This window comes from Pseudomonas sp. GW456-L12, from assembly GCF_059424045.1.
Genome location: NZ_JBWKZA010000006.1, coordinates 192,797 through 217,066 on the forward strand (window position 1 = coordinate 192,797; position 24,270 = coordinate 217,066).

General features: G+C 65.2%; 15 protein-coding genes. 8 read left to right on the forward strand and 7 right to left on the reverse strand.

Features of this window, described 5'->3' with window-relative positions; all coding sequences use genetic code 11:
* Window positions 1–12: 12 nt before the first annotated feature.
* From AC07Y9_RS10375 to AC07Y9_RS10390, 4 genes are all read left to right on the forward strand, one after another.
* Window positions 13–3,120 carry an efflux RND transporter permease subunit gene (locus AC07Y9_RS10375; RefSeq protein WP_102679994.1) on the forward strand — a complete coding sequence of 1,036 codons (3,108 nt, stop codon included), beginning with the start codon at window positions 13–15 and terminating at the stop codon, window positions 3,118–3,120.
* Window positions 3,117–4,595, forward strand: a complete 1,479-nt coding sequence (locus AC07Y9_RS10380) for an efflux transporter outer membrane subunit (protein ID WP_102679993.1) — start codon at window positions 3,117–3,119, stop codon at window positions 4,593–4,595. Before AC07Y9_RS10375 ends, AC07Y9_RS10380 begins: the two co-directional genes overlap by 4 nt.
* Window positions 4,596–4,981: 386 nt before the next feature.
* Entirely contained in the window at window positions 4,982–7,060 is a 2,079-nt protein-coding gene (locus AC07Y9_RS10385) for a putative bifunctional diguanylate cyclase/phosphodiesterase (RefSeq protein WP_102679992.1), read from the forward strand.
* Between the two features lie 411 nt (window positions 7,061–7,471).
* Window positions 7,472–8,218 carry an SDR family oxidoreductase gene (locus tag AC07Y9_RS10390; protein WP_053261011.1) on the forward strand — a complete coding sequence of 249 codons (747 nt, stop codon included), beginning with the start codon at window positions 7,472–7,474 and terminating at the stop codon, window positions 8,216–8,218.
* Window positions 8,219–8,247: 29 nt separating this feature from the next.
* Here AC07Y9_RS10390 and AC07Y9_RS10395 read toward each other — a convergent pair whose 3' ends face one another.
* The 5 genes from AC07Y9_RS10395 to AC07Y9_RS10415 form a co-directional block, all read right to left on the reverse strand.
* On the reverse strand, window positions 8,248–9,033 hold the full coding sequence (locus tag AC07Y9_RS10395; protein WP_102679991.1) for a PoNe immunity protein domain-containing protein: 786 nt from the start codon (window positions 9,031–9,033) through the stop codon (window positions 8,248–8,250).
* Between the two features lie 14 nt (window positions 9,034–9,047).
* Entirely contained in the window at window positions 9,048–10,103 is a 1,056-nt protein-coding gene (locus tag AC07Y9_RS10400; protein ID WP_102679990.1) for a hypothetical protein, read from the reverse strand.
* A 71-nt stretch (window positions 10,104–10,174) separates the two neighbouring features.
* A complete protein-coding gene (gene mapR, locus AC07Y9_RS10405) occupies window positions 10,175–11,584 on the reverse strand; it encodes a GntR family transcriptional regulator MpaR (protein WP_007930974.1) in 1,410 nt (469 codons plus the stop codon).
* Between the two features lie 133 nt (window positions 11,585–11,717).
* Window positions 11,718–13,130, reverse strand: a complete 1,413-nt coding sequence (gene ccoG / locus AC07Y9_RS10410) for a cytochrome c oxidase accessory protein CcoG (protein WP_102679989.1) — start codon at window positions 13,128–13,130, stop codon at window positions 11,718–11,720.
* Window positions 13,131–13,337: 207 nt separating this feature from the next.
* Window positions 13,338–13,571 (reverse strand): DUF3203 family protein, encoded by a 234-nt coding sequence (locus AC07Y9_RS10415; RefSeq protein ID WP_102679988.1) that lies wholly within the window; start codon window positions 13,569–13,571, stop codon window positions 13,338–13,340.
* A 199-nt stretch (window positions 13,572–13,770) separates the two neighbouring features.
* Between AC07Y9_RS10415 and AC07Y9_RS10420 the strand changes: the two genes are divergently transcribed.
* A complete protein-coding gene (locus AC07Y9_RS10420) occupies window positions 13,771–14,277 on the forward strand; it encodes an MgtC/SapB family protein (RefSeq protein WP_087091105.1) in 507 nt (168 codons plus the stop codon).
* 99 nt (window positions 14,278–14,376) lie between these two features.
* On the opposite strand, the gene AC07Y9_RS10425 is transcribed toward AC07Y9_RS10420, so the two are convergent.
* Window positions 14,377–14,562, reverse strand: a complete 186-nt coding sequence (locus tag AC07Y9_RS10425) for a hypothetical protein (protein ID WP_087091104.1) — start codon at window positions 14,560–14,562, stop codon at window positions 14,377–14,379.
* Between the two features lie 246 nt (window positions 14,563–14,808).
* Here AC07Y9_RS10425 and AC07Y9_RS10430 point away from each other — a divergent pair, with 246 nt between their 5' ends.
* From AC07Y9_RS10430 to glgB, 3 genes are all read left to right on the forward strand, one after another.
* A complete protein-coding gene (locus AC07Y9_RS10430) occupies window positions 14,809–16,809 on the forward strand; it encodes an alpha-1,4-glucan--maltose-1-phosphate maltosyltransferase (RefSeq protein WP_102679987.1) in 2,001 nt (666 codons plus the stop codon).
* A 167-nt stretch (window positions 16,810–16,976) separates the two neighbouring features.
* Window positions 16,977–20,294, forward strand: coding sequence for a maltose alpha-D-glucosyltransferase (gene treS / locus AC07Y9_RS10435; protein ID WP_087091102.1), 3,318 nt, complete (start codon window positions 16,977–16,979; stop codon window positions 20,292–20,294).
* A gap of 42 nt (window positions 20,295–20,336) precedes the next feature.
* Window positions 20,337–22,565, forward strand: a complete 2,229-nt coding sequence (gene glgB / locus AC07Y9_RS10440) for a 1,4-alpha-glucan branching protein GlgB (protein WP_087091101.1) — start codon at window positions 20,337–20,339, stop codon at window positions 22,563–22,565.
* 259 nt (window positions 22,566–22,824) lie between these two features.
* Here the strand turns inward: glgB and AC07Y9_RS10445 are convergent, their stop codons facing one another.
* Complete coding sequence (locus AC07Y9_RS10445) at window positions 22,825–23,880, reverse strand: autotransporter domain-containing protein (RefSeq protein ID WP_102679986.1); 1,056 nt, start codon at window positions 23,878–23,880, stop codon at window positions 22,825–22,827.
* Window positions 23,881–24,270 lie beyond the last annotated feature (390 nt).

A 24,270-nucleotide genomic window follows, 5' to 3' on the forward strand; every position in this document is an offset into this window, starting at 1 on the left:
GAGCTGCCGCCCATGAACCTGTCCGGACCTTTTATCAAGCGCCCCGTGGCGACGATGCTCTTGAGCCTGGCGATTATGTTATTGGGCGGTGTCAGCTTCGGCCTGCTGCCGGTGTCGCCGCTGCCGCAGATGGACTTTCCGGTGATCGTGGTCCAGGCCAGCCTGCCGGGGGCCAGCCCCGAGGTGATGGCGTCCACCGTGGCCACGCCCCTGGAGCGTTCCTTCGGCGCGATCGCCGGGGTCAACACCATGAGCAGCCGCTCCAGCCAGGGTTCGACCCGGGTCATCCTGCAATTCGACCTGGACCGCGACATCAACGGCGCGGCGCGGGAAGTGCAGGCGGCGATCAACGCTTCGCGCAACCTGCTGCCCAGCGGCATGCGCAGCATGCCCACCTACAAGAAGGTCAACCCGTCCCAGGCGCCGATCATGGTGCTGTCGCTGACCTCCGATGTGCTGGAGAAGGGCCAGCTCTACGACCTGGCCTCGACCATCCTGTCCCAGAGCCTGTCCCAGGTGTCCGGGGTGGGCGAGGTGCAGATCGGCGGCAGTTCGCTGCCGGCGGTGCGCATCGAGCTGGAACCGCAGTTGCTCAACCAGTACGGCGTGGCCCTCGACGATGTGCGCAAGACCATCGCCGAAGCCAACGTGCGCCGGCCCAAGGGCTCGGTGGAGAACAGCGAGCAGATGTGGCAGGTGCAGGCCAACGACCAGTTGGAGAAGGCTAAGGATTACGAGCCGCTGATCATCCACTACAAGGATGGCGCGGCCCTGCGCCTGAAAGACGTGGCCAAGGTCAGCGACGGCGTCGAGGACCGCTACAACAGCGGCTTCTTCAACGACGACGCGGCGGTGCTGCTGGTGATCAACCGCCAGGCCGGGGCCAACATCATCGAGACGGTCAACGAGATCAAGGCGCAACTGCCGGCGTTGCAGGCGGTGCTGCCGGCCAGCGTCAAGCTCAACCTGGCGATGGACCGTTCGCCGGTGATCAAGGCCACCCTGCATGAGGCCGAGATGACCCTGCTGATCGCCGTGGCCCTGGTGATACTGGTGGTCTACCTGTTCCTCGGCAATCTGCGCGCCTCGCTGATCCCGACCCTGGCGGTGCCGGTGTCGCTGGTGGGCACCTTCGCGGTGATGTACCTGTACGGTTTTTCCCTGAACAACCTGTCGCTGATGGCGCTGATTCTCGCCACCGGGCTGGTGGTGGACGACGCCATCGTGGTGCTGGAGAACATTTCCCGGCACATCGACGAAGGCATCGCGCCGATCAAGGCGGCCTACCTGGGAGCCAAGGAAGTCGGCTTCACCCTGTTGTCGATGAACGTCTCGCTGGTGGCGGTGTTCCTGTCGATCCTGTTCATGGGCGGGATCATTCAAAGCCTGTTCCGCGAATTTTCCATCACCCTGGCGGCGGCCATAGTCGTGTCCCTGGTGGTGTCCCTGACCCTGACCCCGATGCTCTGCGCCCGCTGGCTCAAGCCCCATGTGCCGGGCCGGGAGAACGGCCTGCAGCGCTGGAGCCAGCACGCCAACGACTGGATGGTGGCCAGATACGCCAGCAGCCTGGACTGGGTGCTGCGCCACAAGCGCCTGACCCTGCTCAGCCTGTTCGTGACCATCGGCGTCAACATCGCGCTGTACGTGGTGGTGCCCAAGACCTTCATGCCGCAGCAGGACACCGGCCAGTTGATCGGTTTCGTGCGTGGCGACGACGGCCTGTCGTTCACCGTGATGCAGCCGAAGATGGAGATCTTCCGCCGCGAAGTGCTCAAGGACCCGGCGGTGGAGAGCGTGGCCGGTTTCATCGGTGGCAATAACGGCACCAACAACGCCTTCATGCTGGTGCGCCTCAAGCCGATCAAGGAACGCAACATGTCCGCGCAGAAGGTCATCGAACGCCTGCGCAAGGAAATGCCCAAGGTGCCCGGCGCCCAGCTGATGCTGATGGCCGACCAGGACCTGCAGTTCGGCGGCGGTCGCGAGCAGACCACCTCGCAGTATTCCTACATCATCCAGAGCGGCGACCTGGGGTCGTTGCGCGAGTGGTACCCGAAAGTGGTCATCGCGCTGCGTGCCTTGCCGGAGCTGACCGCGATCGACGCCCGCGAAGGGCGGGGCGCCCAGCAGGTGACCCTGGTGGTCGACCGCGACCAGGCCAAGCGCCTGGGGATCGACATGAACATGGTCACCGCGGTGCTCAACAACGCCTACAGCCAGCGGCAGATTTCCACCATCTACGACAGCCTCAACCAGTATCAGGTGGTGATGGAGGTCAACCCGAAATACGCCCAGGACCCGGTCACCCTCAACCAGGTGCAGGTGATCACCGCCGATGGCGCGCGGGTGCCGTTGTCGACCATCGCCCACTACGAAAACAGCCTGGAAGACGACCGGGTCAGCCACGAAGGCCAGTTCGCCTCGGAAAGCATTTCCTTCGACATGGCCGAAGGGGTGACGGTGGAGCAGGGCACGGCGGCCATCGAACGGGCGATCGCCAAGGTCGGCATGCCCGAAGACGTGATCGTCAAGATGGCCGGCACCGCCGACGCCTTCGCCGCGACCCAGAAGAGCCAGCCGTTCATGATCCTCGGCGCGCTGCTGGCGGTGTACCTGGTGCTGGGCGTGCTCTATGAAAGCTACATTCACCCGCTGACCATTCTCTCCACGCTGCCGTCGGCCGGGGTTGGCGCCTTGCTGTCGATCTACGTGCTGGGCGGCGAGTTCAGCCTGATCTCGCTGCTGGGCTTGTTCCTGCTGATCGGTGTGGTAAAGAAAAACGCCATCCTGATGATCGACCTGGCGTTGCAGCTGGAGCGTCACCAGGGCCTGGGCCCGCTGGAGTCGATCCGCAGCGCCTGCCTGCTGCGCCTGCGGCCGATCCTGATGACCACCCTGGCGGCGATCCTCGGCGCCTTGCCGTTGCTGCTCGGCAGCGCCGAAGGCGCGGAAATGCGCCAGCCCCTGGGCCTGACCATTATCGGCGGCCTGGTCTTCAGCCAGATCCTGACCCTCTACACCACCCCGGTGGTCTACCTCTATCTCGATCGCCTGCGCCATAAGTTCAACCACTGGCGTGGGGTCCGTACCGATGCCGCTCTGGAAACGCCGCTATGACTGACTGTTCGCCACGCAACCTTCCTCAGCGCCTGGCCCTGGCCCGCGGTTCGCGGCTGTTGAGCCTGAGCTTGAGCCTGGCGCTGCTCAGCGCCTGCGCCATTGGCCCGGACTACCAGCGCCCGCAAGTCGCCGAGCCGGCGCAATACAAGGAAGCGGCGGGCTGGCGCCAGGCCAGCCCCAGCGATTCCCTGGCCCGCGGCGCCTGGTGGGAGCTGTACGGCGACCGCCAGCTCAACGGCCTGATCGACAAGCTCAACAGCGCCAACCAGAGCGTGGCGCAGTCCGAGGCCCAGTACCGCCAGGCCCAGGCCCTGGTGCGCAGCGCCCGTGGCTCGCTGTTCCCCACGGTGGACCTGAGCGCCGGCAAAACCCGCGCCAGCCAGGGCACCGGCAGCAGCAGTTCGGCCCTGAGCAGCTCCTCCAGCGGCATTCGCGATACTTACAACACCCAGCTTGGAGTGAGCTGGGAGGCCGATGTCTGGGGCAAGCTGCGCCGCGGCCTGGAAGCCAACGAAGCCAGCGCCGAGGCCAGCTTCGCCGACCTCGCGGCGATGCGCCTGAGCCAGCAGTCGGAGCTGGTGCAGAACTACCTGCAACTGCGGGTCATCGACCAGCAGAAGCGCCTGCTCGAAGCCACGGTGGCGGCCTACCAGCGCTCGCTGACCATGACCGAGAACCAGTACCGCGCCGGCGTCTCCGGCAAGGACGCGGTGGCCCAGGCGCAAACCCAGCTGAAAACCACCCAGGCCGACCTGATCGACCTGATCTGGCAGCGCGCCCAGCTGGAAAACGCCATCGCGGTGCTGATCGGCCTGCCGCCGGCCGAGTTCAGCCTGGCCGAGACCCAGGACATCCCGGCCTTGCCCCAGGTGCCGCTGAGCTTGCCGTCGCAGCTGCTGGAGCGGCGCCCGGACATCGCCTCGGCCGAGCGTTCGGTGATCGCCGCCAACGCCAATATCGGCGTGGCCAAGGCCGCCTATTACCCGGACCTGACCCTGAGCCTGGCGGGCGGCTACAGCAGCAGTACCTACGCCGACTGGATCAGCCTGCCGAACCGCTTCTGGTCGGTGGGGCCGAAACTGGCCATGACCCTGTTCGACGGCGGCCAGCGTTCGGCGGAAGTCGACCGCACCGAGGCGGCCTACGACCAGACCGTGGCCAAGTACCGCCAGACCGTGCTCGACGGCTTTCGCGAGGTGGAGAACTACCTGGTGCAGCTCAAGGTCCTGGAAGACGAGGCCGCGGTGCGCCAGCAGGCCCTGGATTCGGCGCGCGAGTCGTTGCGCCTGACCGAGAACCAGTACAAGGCCGGGGTGATCGCCTACCTGGATGTGGTGGTGGTGCAGGCCACGGCGTTGAGCAACGAACGTAGCGTGCTGACCCTGCTGCAAAGCCGGCTGGTCACCAGCGTGCAACTGATCGCCGCCCTCGGCGGCGGCTGGGACGGCCAGCTGCAGGCCAGCAAGGAATAACAGGCTGAATCCGCGATCCGCCTGTTTTTCGCAGGCTACGGACAGCCTGTAGCCGATGCCGAGCCTGCGAGGCTGCGAACGGTTCGCGTAGCGACCGCAAACCCTGAATCCGCGCTCCATCTGGCCTCACACGTTGTCCGTCCTACGACCGCTACGGGCTCAATCGCAGGCTGCGCCAGCGGTTACATCGATAGCGGCGTCCCTGGCGTTGTGTCACCGTTGCCAGCGGTCGAGTCGCTGTAACCGGTTTGTTTTATCAACCGGCTACTTTCGTCCGACTGATGGCTTTTTGCTTACTTTGTGAATGTGTTTCTATACGCAAGCAGTACAATTGCGCCTTTTTACCGCCGGGCATGGACGCTTCCGGCTAACGCCACGAGACGTTCATGCTCACCGGTACCTACTCTCCCGCCCTGGTTCTGATTTCCCTGTTTGTGGCGATTCTCGCCTCTTACACCGCGCTCGACCTGACCGGTCGCATCGCCACCACGCGTGGTCGGGCGGCGTTGCTGTGGATGGCCGGCGGCGCCCTGGCCATGGGCATCGGGGTGTGGTCGATGCACTTTATCGGCATGCTCGCCTTCAGCCTGCCCATCGACCTGGGCTACGACACTGGCATCACCGCGCTGTCGCTGCTGATTTCCGTGCTGTCCTGCGGTTTCGCCCTGTGGCTGGTGAGCCAGCAGAGCCTGCCGCTCTGGCAGCTGGCCTTCGGCGCGCTGATCATGGGCGCCGGGATCAGCGCCATGCATTACACCGGCATGGCGGCGATGCGCATGCAGCCGGGCATCGACTACGATCCGAGCCTGTTCGGCGCCTCGCTGCTGATTGCCGTCGGCGCCTCGGCCGCGGCGCTGTGGATCGCCTTTCACCTGCGCCGTAATACCCCTTATGTACGCCTGGCCCGTTGTGGGGCCGCGGTGGTGATGGGCATCGCCATTGTCGGCATGCACTACACCGGCATGGCCGCGGCGCGCTTCGCCGACGGCAGTTTCTGTGGCGCGGCGGTGGACGGCCTGAGCGGCAAGGGCCTGGACAACCTGGTGCTGATCACCACCCTGGCGGTGCTGGTCATTGCCTTGCTGACCTCGGTACTCGACGCGCGCCTGGAAGCGCGCACCGCGGTGCTCGCCGAGTCGCTGACCGTGGCCAACCGCGAGCTGACCCAACTGGCGCTGCACGACACCCTGACCGGCCTGCCGAACCGCACGCTGCTGGCCGACCGTATCGACCAGGCGATGCAGCGGGTGACGGAGCAGGGCGGTTGTTTCGCGCTGATGTTCATCGACCTGGACGGCTTCAAGCCGGTCAACGATGCCTTCGGCCATCACATGGGTGACCAGTTGCTGCGCGAGGTAGCGGTGCGCCTGCGCGAAGACCTGCGCAGCCAGGACACCCTGGCGCGGATCGGCGGCGACGAGTTCGTGCTGCTGGTGCAACTGAACGAGGCGGACGATGCCTTGCGCCTGGCCGCGCGCCAGGTGGGCCTGATCGGCCAGGCGTTCCGGGTCGCCGAACACGAGTTGCAGATCTCCGCCAGCGTTGGCATCGCGGTGTACCCGGGCAACGGCCTGACGCCCCAGGAACTGCTGATGAACGCCGATGCGGCGATGTATCACGCCAAGGGCACCGGCAAGAACGGCTACAGCTTCTTCGACGCCTCGATGAACAGCGACGCGCGCCGGCAACTGCAATTGCTGCAGGACCTGCGCCATGCCGTCGAGCACGGCGAGTTCCGGCTCTATTACCAGCCCAAGTTCGATGCCACCAACGGCTTGCCGGTGGGCGCCGAAGCCTTGTTGCGCTGGGAGCATCCGCAACTGGGGCTGCTGCTGCCGGACAAGTTCATCGACCTTGCGGAAAAGACCGGGCTGATCATCCCCATCGGCGAGTGGGTGCTCAACGAGGCCTGCCGGCAGATGCGCGAGTGGTACAGCGAAGGTTATGAAGGCTGGCGGATCGCAGTGAATATCTCCGCGTTGCAGTTCTGCCATGCCGGGCTGGTCGACAGCGTGGCCAAGGCGCTGAGCCTGCACCGCTTGCCGGCCAACAGCCTGACCCTGGAGATCACCGAGACCACGGCCATGAGCGATGCCGATGCCAGCATGACTGTGCTCAAGCAACTGGCGGAGATGGGCGTGGACCTGTCCATCGACGACTTCGGTACCGGTTATTCGAGCCTGATGTACCTCAAGCGCCTGCCGGCCAACGAGTTGAAGATCGACCGCGGCTTCGTCCGCGACCTGGAGCACGACAGCGACGACGCGGCGATCGTCTCGGCCATCGTCGCCCTGGGCCGGGCCCTGGGCTTGCGGATCGTCGCCGAGGGCGTGGAAACCGATGTGCAGCAGACCTTCCTGACCCAGTTGGGCTGCGATTCGCTGCAAGGCTATTTCCTCGGCCATCCGCTGCCGGCCGCACGGTTCATGCAGAACATCCATCAGGCCGAACAGCTGGCGCTCTGAGCGCGTCGAACGCCTGCCTGCTTCGCAGGTTCGCAGCCTTCGGCAGCGGCTACAGCGCGTCTGTAGGAGCGAGGCTTGCCCGCGATGACGATGGACCAGACGGTACAAAATCCCAAGACCGTGCTACCGCAGTAACATCACGGCCGTGCCGGCCGATCGCAGCCTGCGGCAGCGGCTACATCGATCGCGTTTTAGCCGACTCCTGTAGCCGCTGCCGAGCCTGCGAGGCTGCGTCCGGTCTGGGCGGCATTCCGACGCAGCGAGCGCAAACCCCAAGCCCGCGATCTGCCTGGATAGACACGCCGACCGGCGATCAGCCAGGGGGCGGATGACGGCCCCGAGAAGGTTTGCAACGCTCGCCGCAGGGTGTTTAATTGCTGGCGTTCAAAGATCAGCGAGGGAGTTGGCAGCATGGACAAAGTCATCCTCATCACCGGTGGCGGTCGCGGTATTGGCGCGGCCACCGCGCTGCTGGCCGCGCAACAGGGCTATCGCATCTGCATCAACTACCAGGCCGACGAACAGGCGGCCTTCCAGGTGCTGGAGCAGGTACGCGGCCTGGGCGCCCAGGCGATTGCCGTGCGGGCCGATGTCAGCATCGAGGACGAAGTGATCGCCCTCTACCAGCGGGTCGACGCCGAACTGGGGCGGGTCACCGCGCTGGTGAACAACGCCGGGACCGTCGGGCAGAAGTCGCGGCTCGACGAAATGTCCGAATTCCGCATTCTCAAGATCATCAAGACCAACGTGCTCGGGCCGATCCTCTGCGCCAAGCACGCGGTGCTGCGCATGTCGCCAAGGCATGGCGGGCAGGGCGGCAGCATCGTCAATGTGTCCTCGGTCGCCGCCCGCCTGGGCGCGCCCGGCGAGTACATCGACTACGCCGCCTCCAAGGGGGCGCTGGACACTTTCACCATCGGCCTGTCCAAGGAAGTCGCCGGCGAAGGCATCCGCGTCAACGGCGTGCGCCCGGGCTACATCTATACCGACTTCCATGCCCTGAGCGGCGACGCCGACCGCGTCAGCAAGCTGGAATCCGCCATCCCCATGGGCCGCGGCGGCCGCCCGGACGAAGTGGCGGAGGCGATCATCTGGCTGCTGTCGGACAAGGCCTCGTATTCCACCGGGACCTTTATCGACCTGGGCGGCGGCCGCTGACCGGGCGCTAGAGCCGGTCTTGCAGGCGCCTACCGGCCTGGTATCGGCGGCGGGCTGAAGCGGCGGGCGTACTCGAGCATGTCCCGAGGGAAGACCATATGCCGCACGGCGCTGTCGTCGAGGCCGTACAGGTAGGCGATGGCCGCCGCTTCGAACGCCCAATAACCAAAGTAACCGCCGTCCTCGTCGTCCAGGTGGCTGTCGTGCCAGGAGGCGTGCTCGAACGCCAGGTACCACTGGTTGCAATACTCCACCAGCAACTCGCGGGCCTCGTCCGGGTCATCGACATAGATGGCCTTGACCAGGGGCGTGTAGACCTCGTGGTTCCACTGGTCCACGTCCTCGCGGTCGGGCAGGTAGGCCTTGAGCAGGTCTTCGACCAGGGTGTCGTCACCTTTATAGCCGGCGCGGTCTTGCAGCAACGCCAGGCGTGGCAGCAGGTCGCCGCGTTGCAGCAGGATGCACAGGCCGATGACCTGCACGTACTCCTCGAAGTCGTGCGGGTAGTCATCGATGGCCAGGGGCGCGATGTCCGGCATCTCCTCATGCAGCGCCAGTTTGCGCTGATAGTCTTCGTAGGCCTCGATCACCCCGTCCAGGGCCTGGGCCAGTTGCTCCAGCGGCTCGCCGCCGGTGTAGCCCAGGATCAGGCGGTGCAGCCGTGCCTGCTGGACTTCCCAGGCCTTGAGGGAGGCTTCCTGAAGCGGGCTGTCGGCCATCATCGAGTGGCTCCGCCAGTGGGCTTCGACGCTCTCCAGGCTTTCGCGCTGCTGCTGGTACTGCTGGTGGCTGAGAAACACTTGTCTGCGGTTCATGTCGGGGCCTGGGCTCAGTAAACGGGAATCAGGGTGAAGGGCGCCTTGCGCTGGGAGGCTTCCAGCAGCAGGGTCGGCAGGTCCACCTCGCTCGGTTCCAGCTCAAGGGCTTCCAACTCTTCTTCCAACTGCCGCAGATCGGCTGGCAGGGCGCGGATCGGCAGGCGCTGGTAGGGCCGCGGGTCTTCGCCGTAGTACACCTGGGCCGGGCCGGGAGGAATGCCTTCCAGGCGGGCGAAGCCTTCTTCGTCCAGGCTGCCTTCGGCTTGCGAGCCGTCACTGAAGACGACCCGGTAGGCGGCGCCGGACACCGGTTCCAGGTTGGGGTAATGCAGGTTCAGCTCCAGCCAGTGGCCTTCGCCGGTGAGCGGTTCGAGGCCTTGGTTGATCGCCTGGATGGTGCGGGCGGCGTCGCGGGATTCGGCCGGCAATGCGTCGCGGACGGCTGTCTTGCCCGGCTCGAGGGAAGACTGCGGCTTGGCCAGCAGGGCCGGGCCGCGGCTGTGGGCGGCGGCCGAGTTGTTGCGCTGCACGGCGACCCAGGGCGCGATGCGGTTGCGCACCGACTCCATGAGAAATTCGCTGTGTTCCCGGGCTTCATCGAGGTTATGGATCACCAGCCGCTGTTGCTGGGGTGTCAGGCCATTGAAGGTGGAGGAGGCGCGCACGGCACTGACGATCTCGGGCATTTCCTCGCTCAGGTGCCGCGGGTCCAGGCATTTTTCCAGCAACTGCTCGGGGCTGGTCTTCAGGCGGCAGGCCAGCAGGGTATGGCGGATCAGGTCGAACAGGCTTTCGGCATGACGCTGGGGCGCGCGGTTGATCAGGCGCAGGATGATCTTCAACTCCTGGCCGGGGCCGGGGACCCAGCCGATCAGGGCCAGGGCCAGGTCGAAGAAGGCATCCTCCTCGTCCTTGGGATTGTTCACCGCGTCCAGCTCGAAGATCGCCTGTACACAGTCATAGGCGTTGAGCTCCTGGGCCAGCAGTGGCAGGCGCCCGCGCTGGATGGCCTTGGTCAGCTCGGCCTTGGCCTCTGGATAATCGTCGTAATACAGGTCTTCGACCATGCCGCGTTCCTTCCCTGGAAAATTGGAGCGCGGATGCTGCAGCAATTGTGGTGCGGCAGCAAGGCCTCGGATTAGAACGACCGCACGATCCTGCCCAGGGTTTCCATGGCCTGTTCCGCCGCTTCGTTCCACGGGCTGCCGTAGTTGAGGCGGATGCAGTTTCGAAAACGCTGGGTCGGCGAGAAGATCGGTCCCGGGGCGATGCTGATGCCCTGGGCCAGGGCCATCTGGAACAGCTTCAACGAATCCATCTGCGCCGGCAGCTCCAGCCACAGGAAGTAGCCGCCGGCCGGCTGGCTGACCCGGGTCTGCGCCGGGAAGTAGCGGGCGATGGCGGCGAGCATGGCGCTTTGCTGTTCTTCCAGGGCATAGCGCAGTTTGCGCAGGTGGCGGTCGTAGCCGCCGTGTTGCAGGTAGTCGGCGATGGCCGCCTGGGCTGGCATCGAGGCGCACAGCGAGGTCATCAGTTTCAGCCGTTCGATCTTCTGCGCGTAACGCCCGGCGGCGACCCAGCCGATGCGATAACCCGGGGCCAGGCTCTTGGCGAACGAGCCGCAATGCATCACCAGGCCCTCGGTGTCGAAGGCCTTGGCCGGTTTCGGTGCCTGCTGGCCGTAATACAGCTCGGCGTAGACGTCGTCCTCGATCAGCGGCACCTGATGGCTGCGCAGCAACGCCACCAGTTCCTGCTTCTTCGCCTCGGGCATGGTCGCGCCCATGGGGTTCTGGAAGCTGGTCATGCACCAGCAGGCCTTGATCGGGTGCCGCTCCAGGGTCTGCGCCAGCACTCCCAGGTCGATGCCGTCCCGCGGGTGTACGGGGATTTCCACGGCCTTGAGTTTCAGGCGCTCCAGCACTTGCAGGCTGGCGTAGAAGGCCGGGGCCTCGATGGCCACCAGGTCGCCAGGTTCGGTCACTGCCTGCAGGCACAGGTTCAGGGCTTCCAGGGCGCCGTTGGTGATCAGCAGTTCTTCCATGGGCAGCATCAGCCCGCCGACCATGTAGCGCAGGGCAATCTGCCGGCGCAGCTGCGGGTTGCCCGGCGACATGTCGGTGACCACCACCCGTGGGTCCATCTCGCGGCTGGCGCTGGCCAGGGAACGCGACAGGCGCTGCAGCGGGAACAGGGTCGGGCTGGGAAAGGCCGAGCCGAACGGCACGGTGGTCGGGTCCTTGATCGAGTCCAGCACCGAGAACACCAGTTCGCTGACATCGACCTCGGTGGACTCGTTGACCTGGCTGCTGATCACCGGCTCCGAGAACGGGCTCGGCGCATGGGTGTTGACGAAGTAGCCGGAGCGCGGCCGGGCGCGGATCAGGCCGCGCCGCTCCAGCAGGTAATAGGCCTGGAACACCGTGGACGGGCTGACCCCATAGGTCTGGCTGGCGTAACGTACCGAAGGTACGCGCTGGCCGGGGCCGAGCACCCCGGAGCGGATCAGTTCTGCGATGTCGTCGGCGAATTTTTCGTAGCGTTTCATGGGGCGGCTCGGGTTGGAGGCTGCGGTGGCTGAGCGATTTATCGCGAGCAAGCTCGCTCCTACAAGGACCAATGCGCACCTGTAGGAGCGAGCTTGCTCGCGATAGCCGCAAAGCGGCGCCCAGTCTAAGGGATCAACGGTTCAAGGGCGCAACAAACCGGCTCTTGGCCACGCTGTAGATCTCTGGCTGGTCGGCGTCGACCACCTTGAAGCTGAGTTCCTGGGAACTGCTCTGCGGCTGCTCGGCGATCATCGCCACCGACACTGGCAGGTCGACGATCTCGCCCGCGGCCAGGCTGACTTCGGTCTTGCCTTGCAGCTGGAAGCCGTCGCCGTCCACCAGTTGCAGGCGGTAATCCTGGCGTTGCTGGGTCTTGTTGATGATCTTCAGGCTGTAAATGTTCTCGATCTGGCCCAGGCTGTTTTCGCGGAACAGGCCACGGTCCTTGCTGACGTCCAGCGACACCATCGGCCGCTCCACCAGCGCCAGGGCCAGGGCGCCGATCATCACCAGCAGCACCGCGCTGTAGCCGATCAGGCGTGGGCGCAGCAGATGGGTCTTGCCTCCTTGCAACTGGTGCTCCGAGGTGTAGCTGATCAGGCCCCGGGCATAGCCCATCTTGTCCATGATCGAATCGCAGGCGTCGATGCAGGCGGCGCAGCCGATGCATTCCATCTGCAGGCCGTCGCGGATGTCGATGCCGGTCGGGCAGACCTGCACGCACAGCTGGCAATCGATGCAGTCGCCGAGGCCGATATCGGTGGGTTTCACGCCACGTTTGCGCGGGCCGCGGATTTCGCCGCGGGCCGGGTCGTAGGAAATGGTCAGGGTGTCCTTGTCGAACATCACGCTCTGGAACCGCGCATACGGGCACATGTGCATGCACACCGCCTCGCGCAGCCAGCCGGCGTTCAGGTAAGTGGCGCCGGTGAAGAACAGCACCCAGAACAGGCTGACCCCGCCGATCTGCAGGGTCAGCAACTCCTCGGCCAGCGGCCGGATCGGCGTGAAGTAACCGACGAAGGTCAGGCCGGTGAGCAGGCTGATGGCCAGCCACAGGGTGTGCTTGGCCGAACGGCGGATCAGCTTGTTCAGGTTCCAGGGCGCGGCCGCGAGCTTGATGCGCTGGTTGCGTTCACCCTCGGTGATCTTCTCGCACCACATGAACAGCCAGGTCCAGGAACTCTGCGGGCAGGTGTAGCCGCACCAGACGCGGCCGGCGAACACGGTGATGGCGAACAGGCCGAAGGCGCAGATGATCAGCAACGCCGAGAGCAGGATGAAATCCTGCGGCCAGAAGGTGGCGCCGAAGATGTGGAATTTGCTTTCCGCGAGGTCCCAGAGCACCGCCTGGCGGCCGCCCCAGTTCAACCACACGGTGCCGAAGAACAGCAGGAACAGGAAGCCCGCGCCGCTCATGCGCAGGGTGCGGAACAGGCCGGTGAAACTGCGGGTGTGGATCAGGTTGTCGCTGGATTTGGCCTTCGTCTTTGGGCGCGCAGGCTCGAATGTTTCTACTAATCGGACGGGGATTCTTTCGCTCATGGTCGTTCGCTCATCAGCCTCCATCAGGCAGACGAACTATGCCCAGCGATCTGTTTGCATAACAGACTCAGATATCGCAATAAAAAGCAGATCAGATGCCCGTCAGACGCCGCCCTGCGACAACTTGCCATACCCGGCCAGGCGCCCGCTATCGGGCGCCGTCGGCGTCTGGCACAGGCCTGCGCCGGGCGCCGTGATGCAGATCAGTCAAATCACCGAATCACTGTCGCTGGCGCGCAGATGACGCCGGCCGTCGGTGGCGCCTGCTACGGTCAATGCGTCGGCTTCTGCTTCGGTGATGTAGATACGCCGGCCTTCGAGGTCGACCGCCGACATCGACCTGGCCGCGTCGGTGATCACAGTCACGGCGCTGGCTGGCAGGCGGGCGTGAAGGTCTTCGGTGTCGAAATGGCAGATCCGGTTTTCGATGCGCAGGCTCATGGTCGAATCCTGTTGTGCGGTGGGTACGGTTTTCAGGGCCCGGCTGCCGTCCGGGGTTCTGCCCGACCGATCAATGGTCACCCGCTGGCGGATCGCACCTTTTGCCCGGCGTCGCTGTCCTTTCATTAAGGAGGGCTGCCTCGTTGCCCGCCCGCCAGCCAACAAGAACCTGAGAACCCGAACAGGAAAGGACCTGCACATGAACGCCTGGTGGCATGAAGTCTGGGTCACCCTGCAAGCGGAGTTCGCCGACATCGGCGATGCCCGGCAACTCACCCAGATCACCGTACGCCTGCTGATCGCCGCGCTGCTGGGCGGCATTCTCGGTTTCGAACGCGAGCACAAGGGCAAGGCCGCCGGGGTGCGCACCCATATGCTGGTGGCGCTGGGGGCGGCGCTGTTCGTGCTGGTGCCGCAGATGTCCGGCGCCCAGGTCGATGCCATGAGCCGGGTGGTGCAGGGGGTGATCGCCGGTATCGGTTTTCTCGGCGCGGGCACCATTCTCAAGGGCAAGCAGGACGAGGAAGGGCACGTCAAGGGCCTGACCACCGCGGCCGGGCTGTGGATGACCGCGGCGATCGGCGTCTCGGCGGGCGTCGGCCGCGAAGCCACGGCGGTGTTCAGTACCCTGCTGGCGCTGGCGGTCTTCAGCGTGATGCCCTGGATAGTGCGCAAGCTGGAAGGCGACGATGAACCGCCCGGATGAACTCCCTGAAGCGTCGCGGGCACACTCGCCGCCAGCAACGAAGGGATGCCCGCTGCCGGTTGGCGACGGCAGCGACGGGCAACCGATTGTCTACGCTTGTCATGGTTTGGGCGTAATGCTGTGACCGCAAGCGATGACCGGTGCCGGATCGCTCGGCGGCTCCTCCTTGGGCGGTGGGGTAGTTTCGGGTGGATCTTCCTCGGGCACCGGTTGCGGCTCGGTTGGCGGCAACGTCGGGTGGTCGATGTTCGGGTCGGGCGTTTCCGCCGGGATCGGGATACTCATCGGCATGGCCTCCTTTGTGCTTGGTTTTGCACAGTCTCCCAAGGTGGACCCTCGGCTCGGTGATTTGATTCCCGGCGCGAAGGGAGGCAAATCCGGGTGAACTTTCCCGGCCCTGGTGTCTCGGAACCTAAGTGCTTCGCTGATCCGCGCGGGTCGTCGCCGACCCTGGGGGCCGCTCCCAAGAGAGGGCCCGCGCCGGAATAGACCAGCAACAGAGCGTCCATGGGGCGTAAGGAGTGATGCTCGATGACTGCCGAAAAAAGACCGACTGAACTGCAATACAACCCGAACCTGCCCCTGTCGCAGGCCTTGCTGCTGCCGCGTATCGTCATCGAGAACACCCGGCCGCTGATCGACGGTGGCCAGTTCGCGGTCAAGGCGGTGGCAGGGCAGGTGGTGCGGGTCAGCAGCAAGGTGTTCGCCGACGGCCACGACAAACTGGCCGTGCGCATCCGCTGGTGCGCCGAAGCCGACAGCCACTGGCACAGCGAAACCATGGAAGACCTCGGCAACAACGGCTGGGAAGGCCAGTTCACAGTGCCCAGCCAGGGCCGCTACCTGTATTGCATCGAGGCCTGGATCGATCAGTTCGCCAGCTTCTGCTACGACCTGCAGAAGAAACACCAGGCCGGCATCGCGGTCAGCCTCGAATTGCAGGAGGGCCGCAGCCATGTGCTGCACGCCGCCGAGCGCAGCGAAGGGCCGCTACGCGAGCAGTTGCTGGCGCTGCACCATGAGCTGGCGACGCTGCTCGAAGCCGAGCAGGTGGCGCTGTTCCTGCACGAACGCAGTGCACGGCTGATGGCCGAGTCCGACTACCGTCCCTACCTGAGCCTGAGCCCGGAATACCCGCTGGACGTGGAGCGCGAACGCGCGCAGTTCGCCAGCTGGTACGAGCTGTTTCCCCGCTCGATCACCGATGATCCGGCCCGTCACGGCACTTTCAATGATGTGCACTCGCGCCTGGCGATGATCCATGACATGGGTTTCGACGTGCTGTACTTCCCGCCGATCCATCCCATCGGCCGCAGCTTTCGCAAGGGCCGCAACAACTCGCTGACCGCCGGCCCGGACGAGCCGGGCAGCCCCTATGCGATCGGCAGCGAAGAGGGCGGCCACGAGGCGATCCATCCGCAGCTCGGCAGCCGCGAGGATTTCCGCCGCCTGGTGGCGGCCGCCGCCGAGCACGGCCTGGAGATCGCCCTGGATTTCGCCATCCAGTGTTCCCAGGATCATCCCTGGCTCAAGCAGCATCCGGGCTGGTTCAACTGGCGCCCGGACGGCAGCATCAAATACGCCGAGAACCCGCCGAAGAAATACCAGGACATCGTCAACGTCGACTTCTATGCCATCGAGGCCATCCCCAGCCTGTGGCTGGAGCTGCGCGACATCGTGGTTGGCTGGGTCGAGGAGGGGGTGAAGATCTTTCGCGTGGACAACCCCCATACCAAGCCACTGCCGTTCTGGCAGTGGCTGATCGCCGATGTGCGGGCGCGCTACCCGGAGGTGATCTTTCTCGCCGAGGCCTTCACCACGCCGGCGATGATGGCGCGCCTGGGCAAGGTCGGTTATTCCCAGAGCTACACCTATTTCACCTGGCGCAACACCAAGAGCGAACTGGCGACTTACTTCACCGAACTCAATCAGTCGCCGTGGCGCGAATGCTACCGGCCGAACTTCTTCGTCAATACGCCGGACATCAACCCGTTCTTTCTCCATGACTCGGGGCGCCCGGGGTTTCTCATCCGCGCCGCGCTGGCCACCATGGGCTCGGGCCTGTGGGGCATGTATTCGGGGTTCGAGCTGTGCGAGGCGGCGCCGGTTCCGGGGCGCGAGGAATACCTGGACTCGGAGAAATACGAGATCCGCCCCCGGGACTTCAGCGCCCCCGGCAACATCATTGCCGAGATCGCCCAGCTCAACCGCATCCGCCGACAGAACCCGGCGCTGCAGACGCACCTGGGCTTGCAGGTCTACAACGCCTGGAACGACAACATTCTGTATTTCGGCAAGCGCACCGCCGACCTCGGCAACTTCATCTTGGTGGCGGTCAGCCTCGACCCGTTCAACGCCCAGGAAGCGCATTTCGAATTGCCGCTGTGGGAGCTGGGCCTGCCCGACGATGCGCAGACCCAGGGCGAGGACCTGATGAACGGCCATCGCTGGACCTGGTACGGCAAGACCCAGTTCATGCGGATCGAACCCTGGCAGCAACCGTTCGGCATCTGGCGCATCAGCGTTGCCTGATTCACACCGGTAGCCGCTGCCGCAGGCTGCGATCGGCCCGGAACGGGACGCGCTCTTGAGGCCGTCGAAGGTCCTTCGGACCTTATCGCAGCCTCGCAGGCTCGGCAGCGGCTACAGGTGCAGCGCTATCTGCGCGGCACAGACCCATGAATGTTCAGGAGTTACCCATGGCGAAGAAACCCAGGTCAGCCACCTTCATCAAGGACCCGCTCTGGTACAAGGACGCGGTGATCTATCAGGTTCACGTCAAATCCTATTTCGACTCCAACAACGACGGGATCGGCGACTTTCCCGGGTTGATCGCCAAGCTCGACTACATCGCCGACCTGGGGGTGAACACCATCTGGCTGCTGCCGTTCTACCCCTCGCCGCGCCGCGACGACGGTTACGACATCGCCGAATACCGCGGCGTCAGTCCCGACTACGGGACCCTGGCCGACGCCCGGCGGTTTATCGCCGAGGCCCACAAGCGCGGGCTGCGGGTGATCACCGAGCTGGTCATCAACCACACCTCGGACCAGCACCCCTGGTTCCAGCGGGCGCGCAAGGCCAAGGCCGGCTCCAAGGCGCGGGACTTTTATGTGTGGTCCGATGACGATCAGAAGTACGACGGCACGCGGATCATCTTTCTCGACACCGAGAAATCCAACTGGACCTGGGACCCGGTGGCCGGCCAGTACTTCTGGCACCGCTTCTATTCCCACCAGCCAGACCTCAACTTCGACAACCCGCAGGTGATGAAGGCGGTCCTGTCGGTGATGCGCTACTGGCTGGACATGGGCATCGACGGCCTGCGCCTGGACGCTATTCCTTACCTGATCGAACGCGACGGCACTAACAACGAGAACCTGCCCGAGACCCACGACGTGCTCAAGCAGATCCGCGCCGAGATCGACGCCAACTACCCGGACCGCATGCTGCTGGCCGAAGCCAACCAGTGGCCGGAAGACACCCAATTATATTTTGGCGATGTGAAAGGCGACGACGGCGACGAATGCCACATGGCCTTCCACTTCCCATTGATGCCGCGCATGTACATGGCGCTGGCCCAGGAGGACCGCTTCCCGATCACCGACATCCTGCGCCAGACCCCGGAGATTCCCGCCAACTGCCAATGGGCGATCTTCCTGCGCAACCACGATGAGCTGACCCTGGAGATGGTCACCGACCGCGAGCGCGATTACCTGTGGAACTACTACGCTGCCGACCGCCGCGCGCGGATCAACCTGGGCATTCGCCGGCGCCTGGCACCGCTGATGGAGCGCGACCGCCGCCGCGTGGAACTGCTCAATAGCCTGCTGCTGTCGATGCCGGGTACGCCGACCCTGTATTACGGCGACGAGATCGGCATGGGCGACAACATCTACCTGGGCGACCGCGATGGCGTGCGCACACCGATGCAATGGTCGATCGACCGCAACGGCGGCTTCTCCCGGGCCGACCCGGCGAGCCTGGTCTTGCCGCCGATCATGGACCCGCTGTACGGCTACCAGTCGGTGAATGTCGAGACCCAGGCCGGCGACCCGCATTCGCTGCTCAACTGGACCCGGCGCATGCTGGCGATCCGCAAACAGTCCAAGGCCTTCGGCCGCGGCAGCCTGAAGATGCTGTCGCCGAGCAACCGCCGGATCCTGGCCTATACCCGCGAATACACCGGGCCCGACGGCAAGCACGAAATCATCCTCTGCGTGGCCAATGTGTCGCGCAGCGCCCAGGCGGCGGAGCTGGACCTGTCGGCGTTCGCCGGCATGGTGCCGGTGGAGATGCTCGGCGGGAATGCCTTCCCGCCGATCGGCCAGCTGAATTTCCTCCTGACCCTGGCGCCCTACGGTTTCTACTGGTTTGTCCTGGCGGCGGAAAACCAGATGCCGAGCTGGCATGTGGAGCCGGCCCAGAGCCTGCCGGACTTCACCACCCTGGTGCTGAAAAAACGCCTCGAGGAATTGCTCGAAGCGCCGTCGCGCACCACCCTGGAGCAGAGTTCGCTGCCGACCTGGCTACCCAAGCGTCGCTGGTTCGCCGGCAAGGACAGCGCCATCGAACAGGTGCACATCGCCTATGGCGTGCGCTTTGGCGATCCGCAGCATCCGGTGTTGCTCAGCGAGCTGGAGGTCAGCGGCGGCGGTCAGAGCGGGCGCTACCAGCTGCCGTTCGGCCTGCTCGGCGAAGAGCAGATCGGCGCCGCGCTGCCGCAGCAACTGGCCCTGGCGCGGGTGCGCCGTGGCCGCCAGGTGGGGCTGATCACCGACGCCTTCGCCCTGGAAAGCTTTGTGCACAATGTCCTGCAGGCGATCCAGACGCACACCGTGTTGCCCTGTGGCGATGGCGAGATCCGCTTCGAGGCCACGGAGCAGCTGGCGGGGCTCGGCCTGGGCGCGGAATCCGAAGTGCGCTACCTGTCCGCCGAGCAATCCAACAGCTCGGTGGTGATCGGCACCAGCCTGGTGCTCAAGCTGATCCGCAAGGTGGCCAGCGGCGTGCACCCGGAACTGGAGATGAGCGCCTACCTGACCGCCGCCGGCTTCCAGCACATTTCACCCTTGCTCGGTTCGGTGATTCGCCGGGACGGGCAGGGCGAGGACAGCCTGCTGATGATCGCCCAGGGCTACCTGAGCAATCAGGGCGATGCCTGGGAATGGACCCAGAACAACCTGGAGCGGGCGATCCGCGACGAACTGGCCGACGCCATGTCCGAGCAGGACCAGCACTACAACGCCCTGGGCGAGTTGCGCGACTTTGCCGGCATGCTCGGCCAGCGCCTGGGGGAAATGCACCAGGTCCTCGCGGCACCGACCGCCAACCCGGCCTTCCGCGCGCGGCCGAGTACCGACAAGGACGCCCAGGCCTGGGCCAGGCAGATTGGCGCGCAACTGGAACGGGCCTTGCACTTGCTCAAGCAGCATCAGGCTGAGCTGACGGCTGAGGATCGACAGCGCGTGGCGTCGTGGAGCCAACACAAGACGGCGATCCTGGCGCATATCCAGGGCCTGGCGAAACAGGCGGTCGGCGGCCTGCGCATGCGCGTCCACGGCGACCTGCACCTGGGCCAGGTGCTGGTGATCAAGGGCGACGCCTACCTGATCGATTTCGAGGGCGAACCGGCCCGGCCGCTGGACGAGCGGCGGGGCAAGCACAGTCCGTACAAGGACGTCAGTGGGGTGCTGCGCTCCTTCGACTATGCTGCGGCGCTGGCCCTCGGCGGCCAGAGCCTCGACGCGTCGGCCCACGCCCTGGCGGCCCGGCAGCGGGTCACCGAGCGTTATCTGCGCGAAGCCCGCGAGTCGTTTGTCCAGGCGTACCGGCTGGCGGCAGCTAGTCTTGCTCATGCCTGGCAGGAAAAGAATGGCGAGGACGCCGCGCTGGCCTTGTTCAGCCTGGAGAAAGCAGCCTACGAAGTGGCGTATGAAGCGGAAAACCGTCCGGCCTGGCTCGCGGTGCCGCTGCGGGGGCTGCATGTGCTGCTAAGTGATATGAAGGTTGAGTGATGTGAAACCCTTTTCCGATACAAAAAGTGCTGGAGAGCAGTCATGAGTTTCTCGAACAAGGAACAGGGTGAGGTCAAACAGGCAATGCCCGCCGCGCGGGATATCGAGGCACTGGTGCGTGCCGAGCACCAGGACCCCTTTGCCGTGCTCGGCCCCCATGGCGACGGCGCCGGCGGCCAATTCATCCGTGCCTTCCTGCCGGGCGCCCTGAGTGTGCAGGTGCTGGCTCGCGATGGCGGGACAGTGCTGGGCAGCCTGGAGGGCACCGAGGTGCCGGGGTTGTTCGTCGGGCACTTTGCCCAGGCCCAGCCCTATCTGCTGCGCACGCAATGGGCCGGTGGCGAGCATATTGGCGAAGACCCTTACAGCTTCGGCCCGTTGCTGGGGGAGATGGACCTGTACCTGTTCGCCGAGGGCAACCACCGCGACCTCAGCGCCTGCCTCGGCGCGCAGCTGAAAACCGTGGAGGGCGTCGACGGCGTGCGTTTCGCGGTCTGGGCGCCGAATGCCCGGCGGGTCTCGGTGGTCGGCGACTTCAACGTCTGGGACGGACGGCGGCACCCGATGCGCCTGCGTCATCCGTCCGGGGTCTGGGAGCTGTTCGTGCCGCGCCTGGGCCCGGGCGAAGCCTACAAATATGAAATCCTCGGCGCCCACGGCATCCTGCCGCTGAAGTCCGACCCGGTGGCGCTGGCCACCCAGCTGCCGCCGGATACCGCCTCGAAAGTCGCCAGCCCGCTGAGCATCGACTGGCAGGACCTCGACTGGATGCAGGCCCGCGGCGAACGCCAGCGCACCGACGCGCCCTTGTCGATCTACGAACTGCATGCCGGCTCCTGGCAATGCGAGGTGGACGATCTGGGCGAGGTGGCGCGCCAGTACGACTGGCACGAACTGGCCGAACGCCTGATCCCCTATGTGCAGAACCTGGGGTTCACCCATATCGAGCTGATGCCGATCATGGAACATCCCTTCGGCGGTTCCTGGGGCTATCAGCCGCTGTCGCAGTTCGCCCCCAGCGCCCGCTACGGCAGCGCCGACGACTTCGCGGCATTCGTCAACGCCTGCCACCTGGCGGGCATCGGGGTGATTCTCGACTGGGTGCCGGCGCACTTTCCCACCGATGCCCACGGCCTGGCGCAATTCGACGGCACCGCGCTGTACGAGTACGGCAACCCGCTGGAAGGTTTCCACCAGGACTGGGACACCCTGATCTACAACCTGGGGCGCACCGAGGTCCACGGTTTCATGCTGGCGTCGGCGCTGCACTGGCTCAAGCATTTCCATGTCGACGGCCTGCGGGTGGATGCCGTGGCCTCGATGCTCTACCGCGACTATTCGCGCAACGCCGGGGAGTGGGTGCCCAACCGCCATGGCGGGCGCGAGAACCTCGAAGCCATCGACTTTTTGCGTCACCTGAATGACGTGGTGTCCCTCGAGGCGCCGGGCGCCCTGGTGATCGCCGAGGAGTCCACGGCCTGGCCGGGCGTCAGCCAGGGCACACAGCAAGGCGGCCTGGGCTTCGCCTATAAATGGAACATGGGCTGGATGCACGACTCGCTGCATTACATCCAGCAGGACCCGGTGTACCGCGCCCATCACCACAACGAACTGAGCTTCGGCCTGGTGTATGCCTGGTCCGAGCGCTTCATCCTGCCGATCTCCCACGACGAAGTGGTGCACGGCAAACGCTCGCTGATCGACAAGATGCCCGGCGATCGCTGGCAGAAGTTCGCCAACCTGCGGGCCTACCTGAGCTTCATGTGGACCCACCCGGGCAAGAAGCTGCTGTTCATGGGCTGCGAGTTCGGCCAGTGGCGCGAATGGAATCACGATCAGCAACTGGACTGGTACCTGCTGCAATACCCCGAGCACCGCGGCGTGCAGAAGCTGGTGGGCGATCTCAACCGGCTGTACCGCGAGCAGCCGGCGCTGCACGACCAGGACGACGCGCCCCAGGGCTTCCAGTGGCTGATCGGCGACGACGCGATCAACAGCGTCTACGCCTGGCTGCGCTGGAGCAAGGACGGCAAGCCGCTGCTGGTGGTGGCCAACTTCACCCCGGTGCCGCGCCAGGCCTACCGGATCGGCGTGCCCTTCGCCGGGCGCTGGGGCGAGTTGTTCAACAGCGACTCCGATACCTACGCCGGGTCCAACTATGGCAATGGCGGCGGGGTGTTCACCGAGGACGTGGCGAGCCACGGCCAGGCGTTGTCGCTGGCGTTGAACCTGCCGCCGCTGGCGGTGCTGATCCTGCAACCCGAAGCGTGATATCGACTGGCCGCTGCGCGCAGCGGATCGCGAGCAAGCTCGCTCCTACAGAGGTTGCGCGTTCCCTGTAGGAGCGAGCTTGCTCGCGATGACATCCGCCCAGACACCCTCAAGTTGTCCCTGAAAACCCAATCCCCTGTAGCCGCTGCCGCAGGCTGCGATCGGGCTCGCAGAGCCCGCAACCCGGACGACGCGTATGGCCGATGCTCCCTTTGCGTCGGCTGCGCCGCCAATCGCAGCTTGCGGCGGCTATAGGTTTTTACCAGCGCATCCGCACACCCAGGCTGCCGATCAGCCCGTTGAGGTCGTTGTCGTCCACGTCGCTGCTGTAGTCGGCGCTCACATACAGGCTGACGACAGGGGTAAGCCTGGCCACCAGGCCCAGGCCGACTTCGACCGTGGAGGACTTGCGGCTGCTGCTGATCTTGTCGACCTTGTCCAGGGTCAGGGTGTCGCCGCTGTACACCGTGTGCCACAAGCTGGTGCGCACATAGGGTTCCACCGAGTGTCCGGCGATGTCGTAACGGCCTTGCAAGTGGGCCCCGACGCGGCCGCTCCAGGCGTTCAGGTTGCCGGCGGAGTGGGTGCTGCTGTCGGCATTCGGGTTGTCCAGGCTGACGCGCTGGTTGATCAATTGCGCCTGGGGTTCGACCACCCAGTTGTCGCTGATGCCGATGGGAATCCCGCCTTGCACCGACAGGGTCACCGCGCTGCCTTCGGCGGCTTGCCGCTGGCCTTGCTCGGTGCGGCTGAAGCCGCTGACCCGGGCGCCGCTGGCCGACAGATCGACGTGCCAGCCCTGCGGACCGGTCAGGCTCCAGAACGCGCCAAGACTTTGACCCTGGACACTGAAACGGTCGTTACGCGGGTCGCTGAAGCCGCCGGGCACGCCCTGGCCGTTGGCCTGGAACTGGCTCTGGCCGCCCAGCAGGCCGATGCGCTGGGTATGCCCGCTGCTGCTTTCCAGGGTGTAGAGCACCGGGCCGCCGGGCGTGTCGTTGATGCTGCTGGCAAAACGCGAACCGAGGTAGCCGACTTCGGTCTGCCGCGCCGCGGGCCCGTACAGCGGGTCCCAGACCTGGGGGCTGCCTTGCACGATACCCAGGCTGTTGCCCTGGGGCTGGCTGGCCGGCATGGGCGTCGGGGATGTCGCGGGTGTCAACAGGCGGTTCAGGAGCAGGTCCTGGCGATACCAGAGCTGCGCCTCGTCCTCGGCAGGGGACGCTTGTACCTCCATGGAAGAACACAGCAATACCGAAGCGGAAACTGTGCACAGAATGATCTTGATCTCTTGTGGGGTGAGTGAAGTTTTCATGGAGGGCTACCTTGCAATCGCATGCCGTGTCTCGCCGTGGCGTCTCTCCTACCCCGAATGAGGGGCGACCGAGTTCGTTGAGGCAAGGCTCGGCGACCCGCTCTAGAGCAGGTATCCGAGGCTTGCCCCTGGTTGTATTTCCGGGGGTAGTAAGCTGTAGCTAAGGAGACGACTCCGCGATCGTCAAGAAAATGACCGACCAATGGCGTAGGTAATTCAGGCGCTGTAACCGACTGAAAAAAAGCGATTCTCTAAGTTCTTGTTTGTGCGAAAAAACGTCGGGAGAGACGGGGGAAAGCGATTTTCGGTAGCCCACTACCGACTCGTCCTTTGCGGGCGAGTCGGTGATTTTCCTGGGCCAAGGGCCGCGTCAGGCCTTGGCCAGCGCGC

What these genes read in the sequence shown, in the direction of transcription:
- AC07Y9_RS10375 (WP_102679994.1), top strand. Translation starts at nt 13, where the DNA reads ATGAACCTGTCCGGACCTTTTATCAAGCGCCCCGTGGCGACGATGCTC.
- AC07Y9_RS10380 (WP_102679993.1), top strand. Translation starts at nt 3,117, where the DNA reads ATGACTGACTGTTCGCCACGCAACCTTCCTCAGCGCCTGGCCCTGGCC.
- AC07Y9_RS10385 (WP_102679992.1), top strand. Translation starts at nt 4,982, where the DNA reads ATGCTCACCGGTACCTACTCTCCCGCCCTGGTTCTGATTTCCCTGTTT.
- AC07Y9_RS10390 (WP_053261011.1), top strand. Translation starts at nt 7,472, where the DNA reads ATGGACAAAGTCATCCTCATCACCGGTGGCGGTCGCGGTATTGGCGCG.
- AC07Y9_RS10395 (WP_102679991.1), bottom strand. Translation starts at nt 9,033, where the DNA reads ATGAACCGCAGACAAGTGTTTCTCAGCCACCAGCAGTACCAGCAGCAG.
- AC07Y9_RS10400 (WP_102679990.1), bottom strand. Translation starts at nt 10,103, where the DNA reads ATGGTCGAAGACCTGTATTACGACGATTATCCAGAGGCCAAGGCCGAG.
- mapR (WP_007930974.1), bottom strand. Translation starts at nt 11,584, where the DNA reads ATGAAACGCTACGAAAAATTCGCCGACGACATCGCAGAACTGATCCGC.
- ccoG (WP_102679989.1), bottom strand. Translation starts at nt 13,130, where the DNA reads ATGAGCGAAAGAATCCCCGTCCGATTAGTAGAAACATTCGAGCCTGCG.
- AC07Y9_RS10415 (WP_102679988.1), bottom strand. Translation starts at nt 13,571, where the DNA reads ATGAGCCTGCGCATCGAAAACCGGATCTGCCATTTCGACACCGAAGAC.
- AC07Y9_RS10420 (WP_087091105.1), top strand. Translation starts at nt 13,771, where the DNA reads ATGAACGCCTGGTGGCATGAAGTCTGGGTCACCCTGCAAGCGGAGTTC.
- AC07Y9_RS10425 (WP_087091104.1), bottom strand. Translation starts at nt 14,562, where the DNA reads ATGAGTATCCCGATCCCGGCGGAAACGCCCGACCCGAACATCGACCAC.
- AC07Y9_RS10430 (WP_102679987.1), top strand. Translation starts at nt 14,809, where the DNA reads ATGACTGCCGAAAAAAGACCGACTGAACTGCAATACAACCCGAACCTG.
- treS (WP_087091102.1), top strand. Translation starts at nt 16,977, where the DNA reads ATGGCGAAGAAACCCAGGTCAGCCACCTTCATCAAGGACCCGCTCTGG.
- glgB (WP_087091101.1), top strand. Translation starts at nt 20,337, where the DNA reads ATGAGTTTCTCGAACAAGGAACAGGGTGAGGTCAAACAGGCAATGCCC.
- AC07Y9_RS10445 (WP_102679986.1), bottom strand. Translation starts at nt 23,880, where the DNA reads ATGAAAACTTCACTCACCCCACAAGAGATCAAGATCATTCTGTGCACA.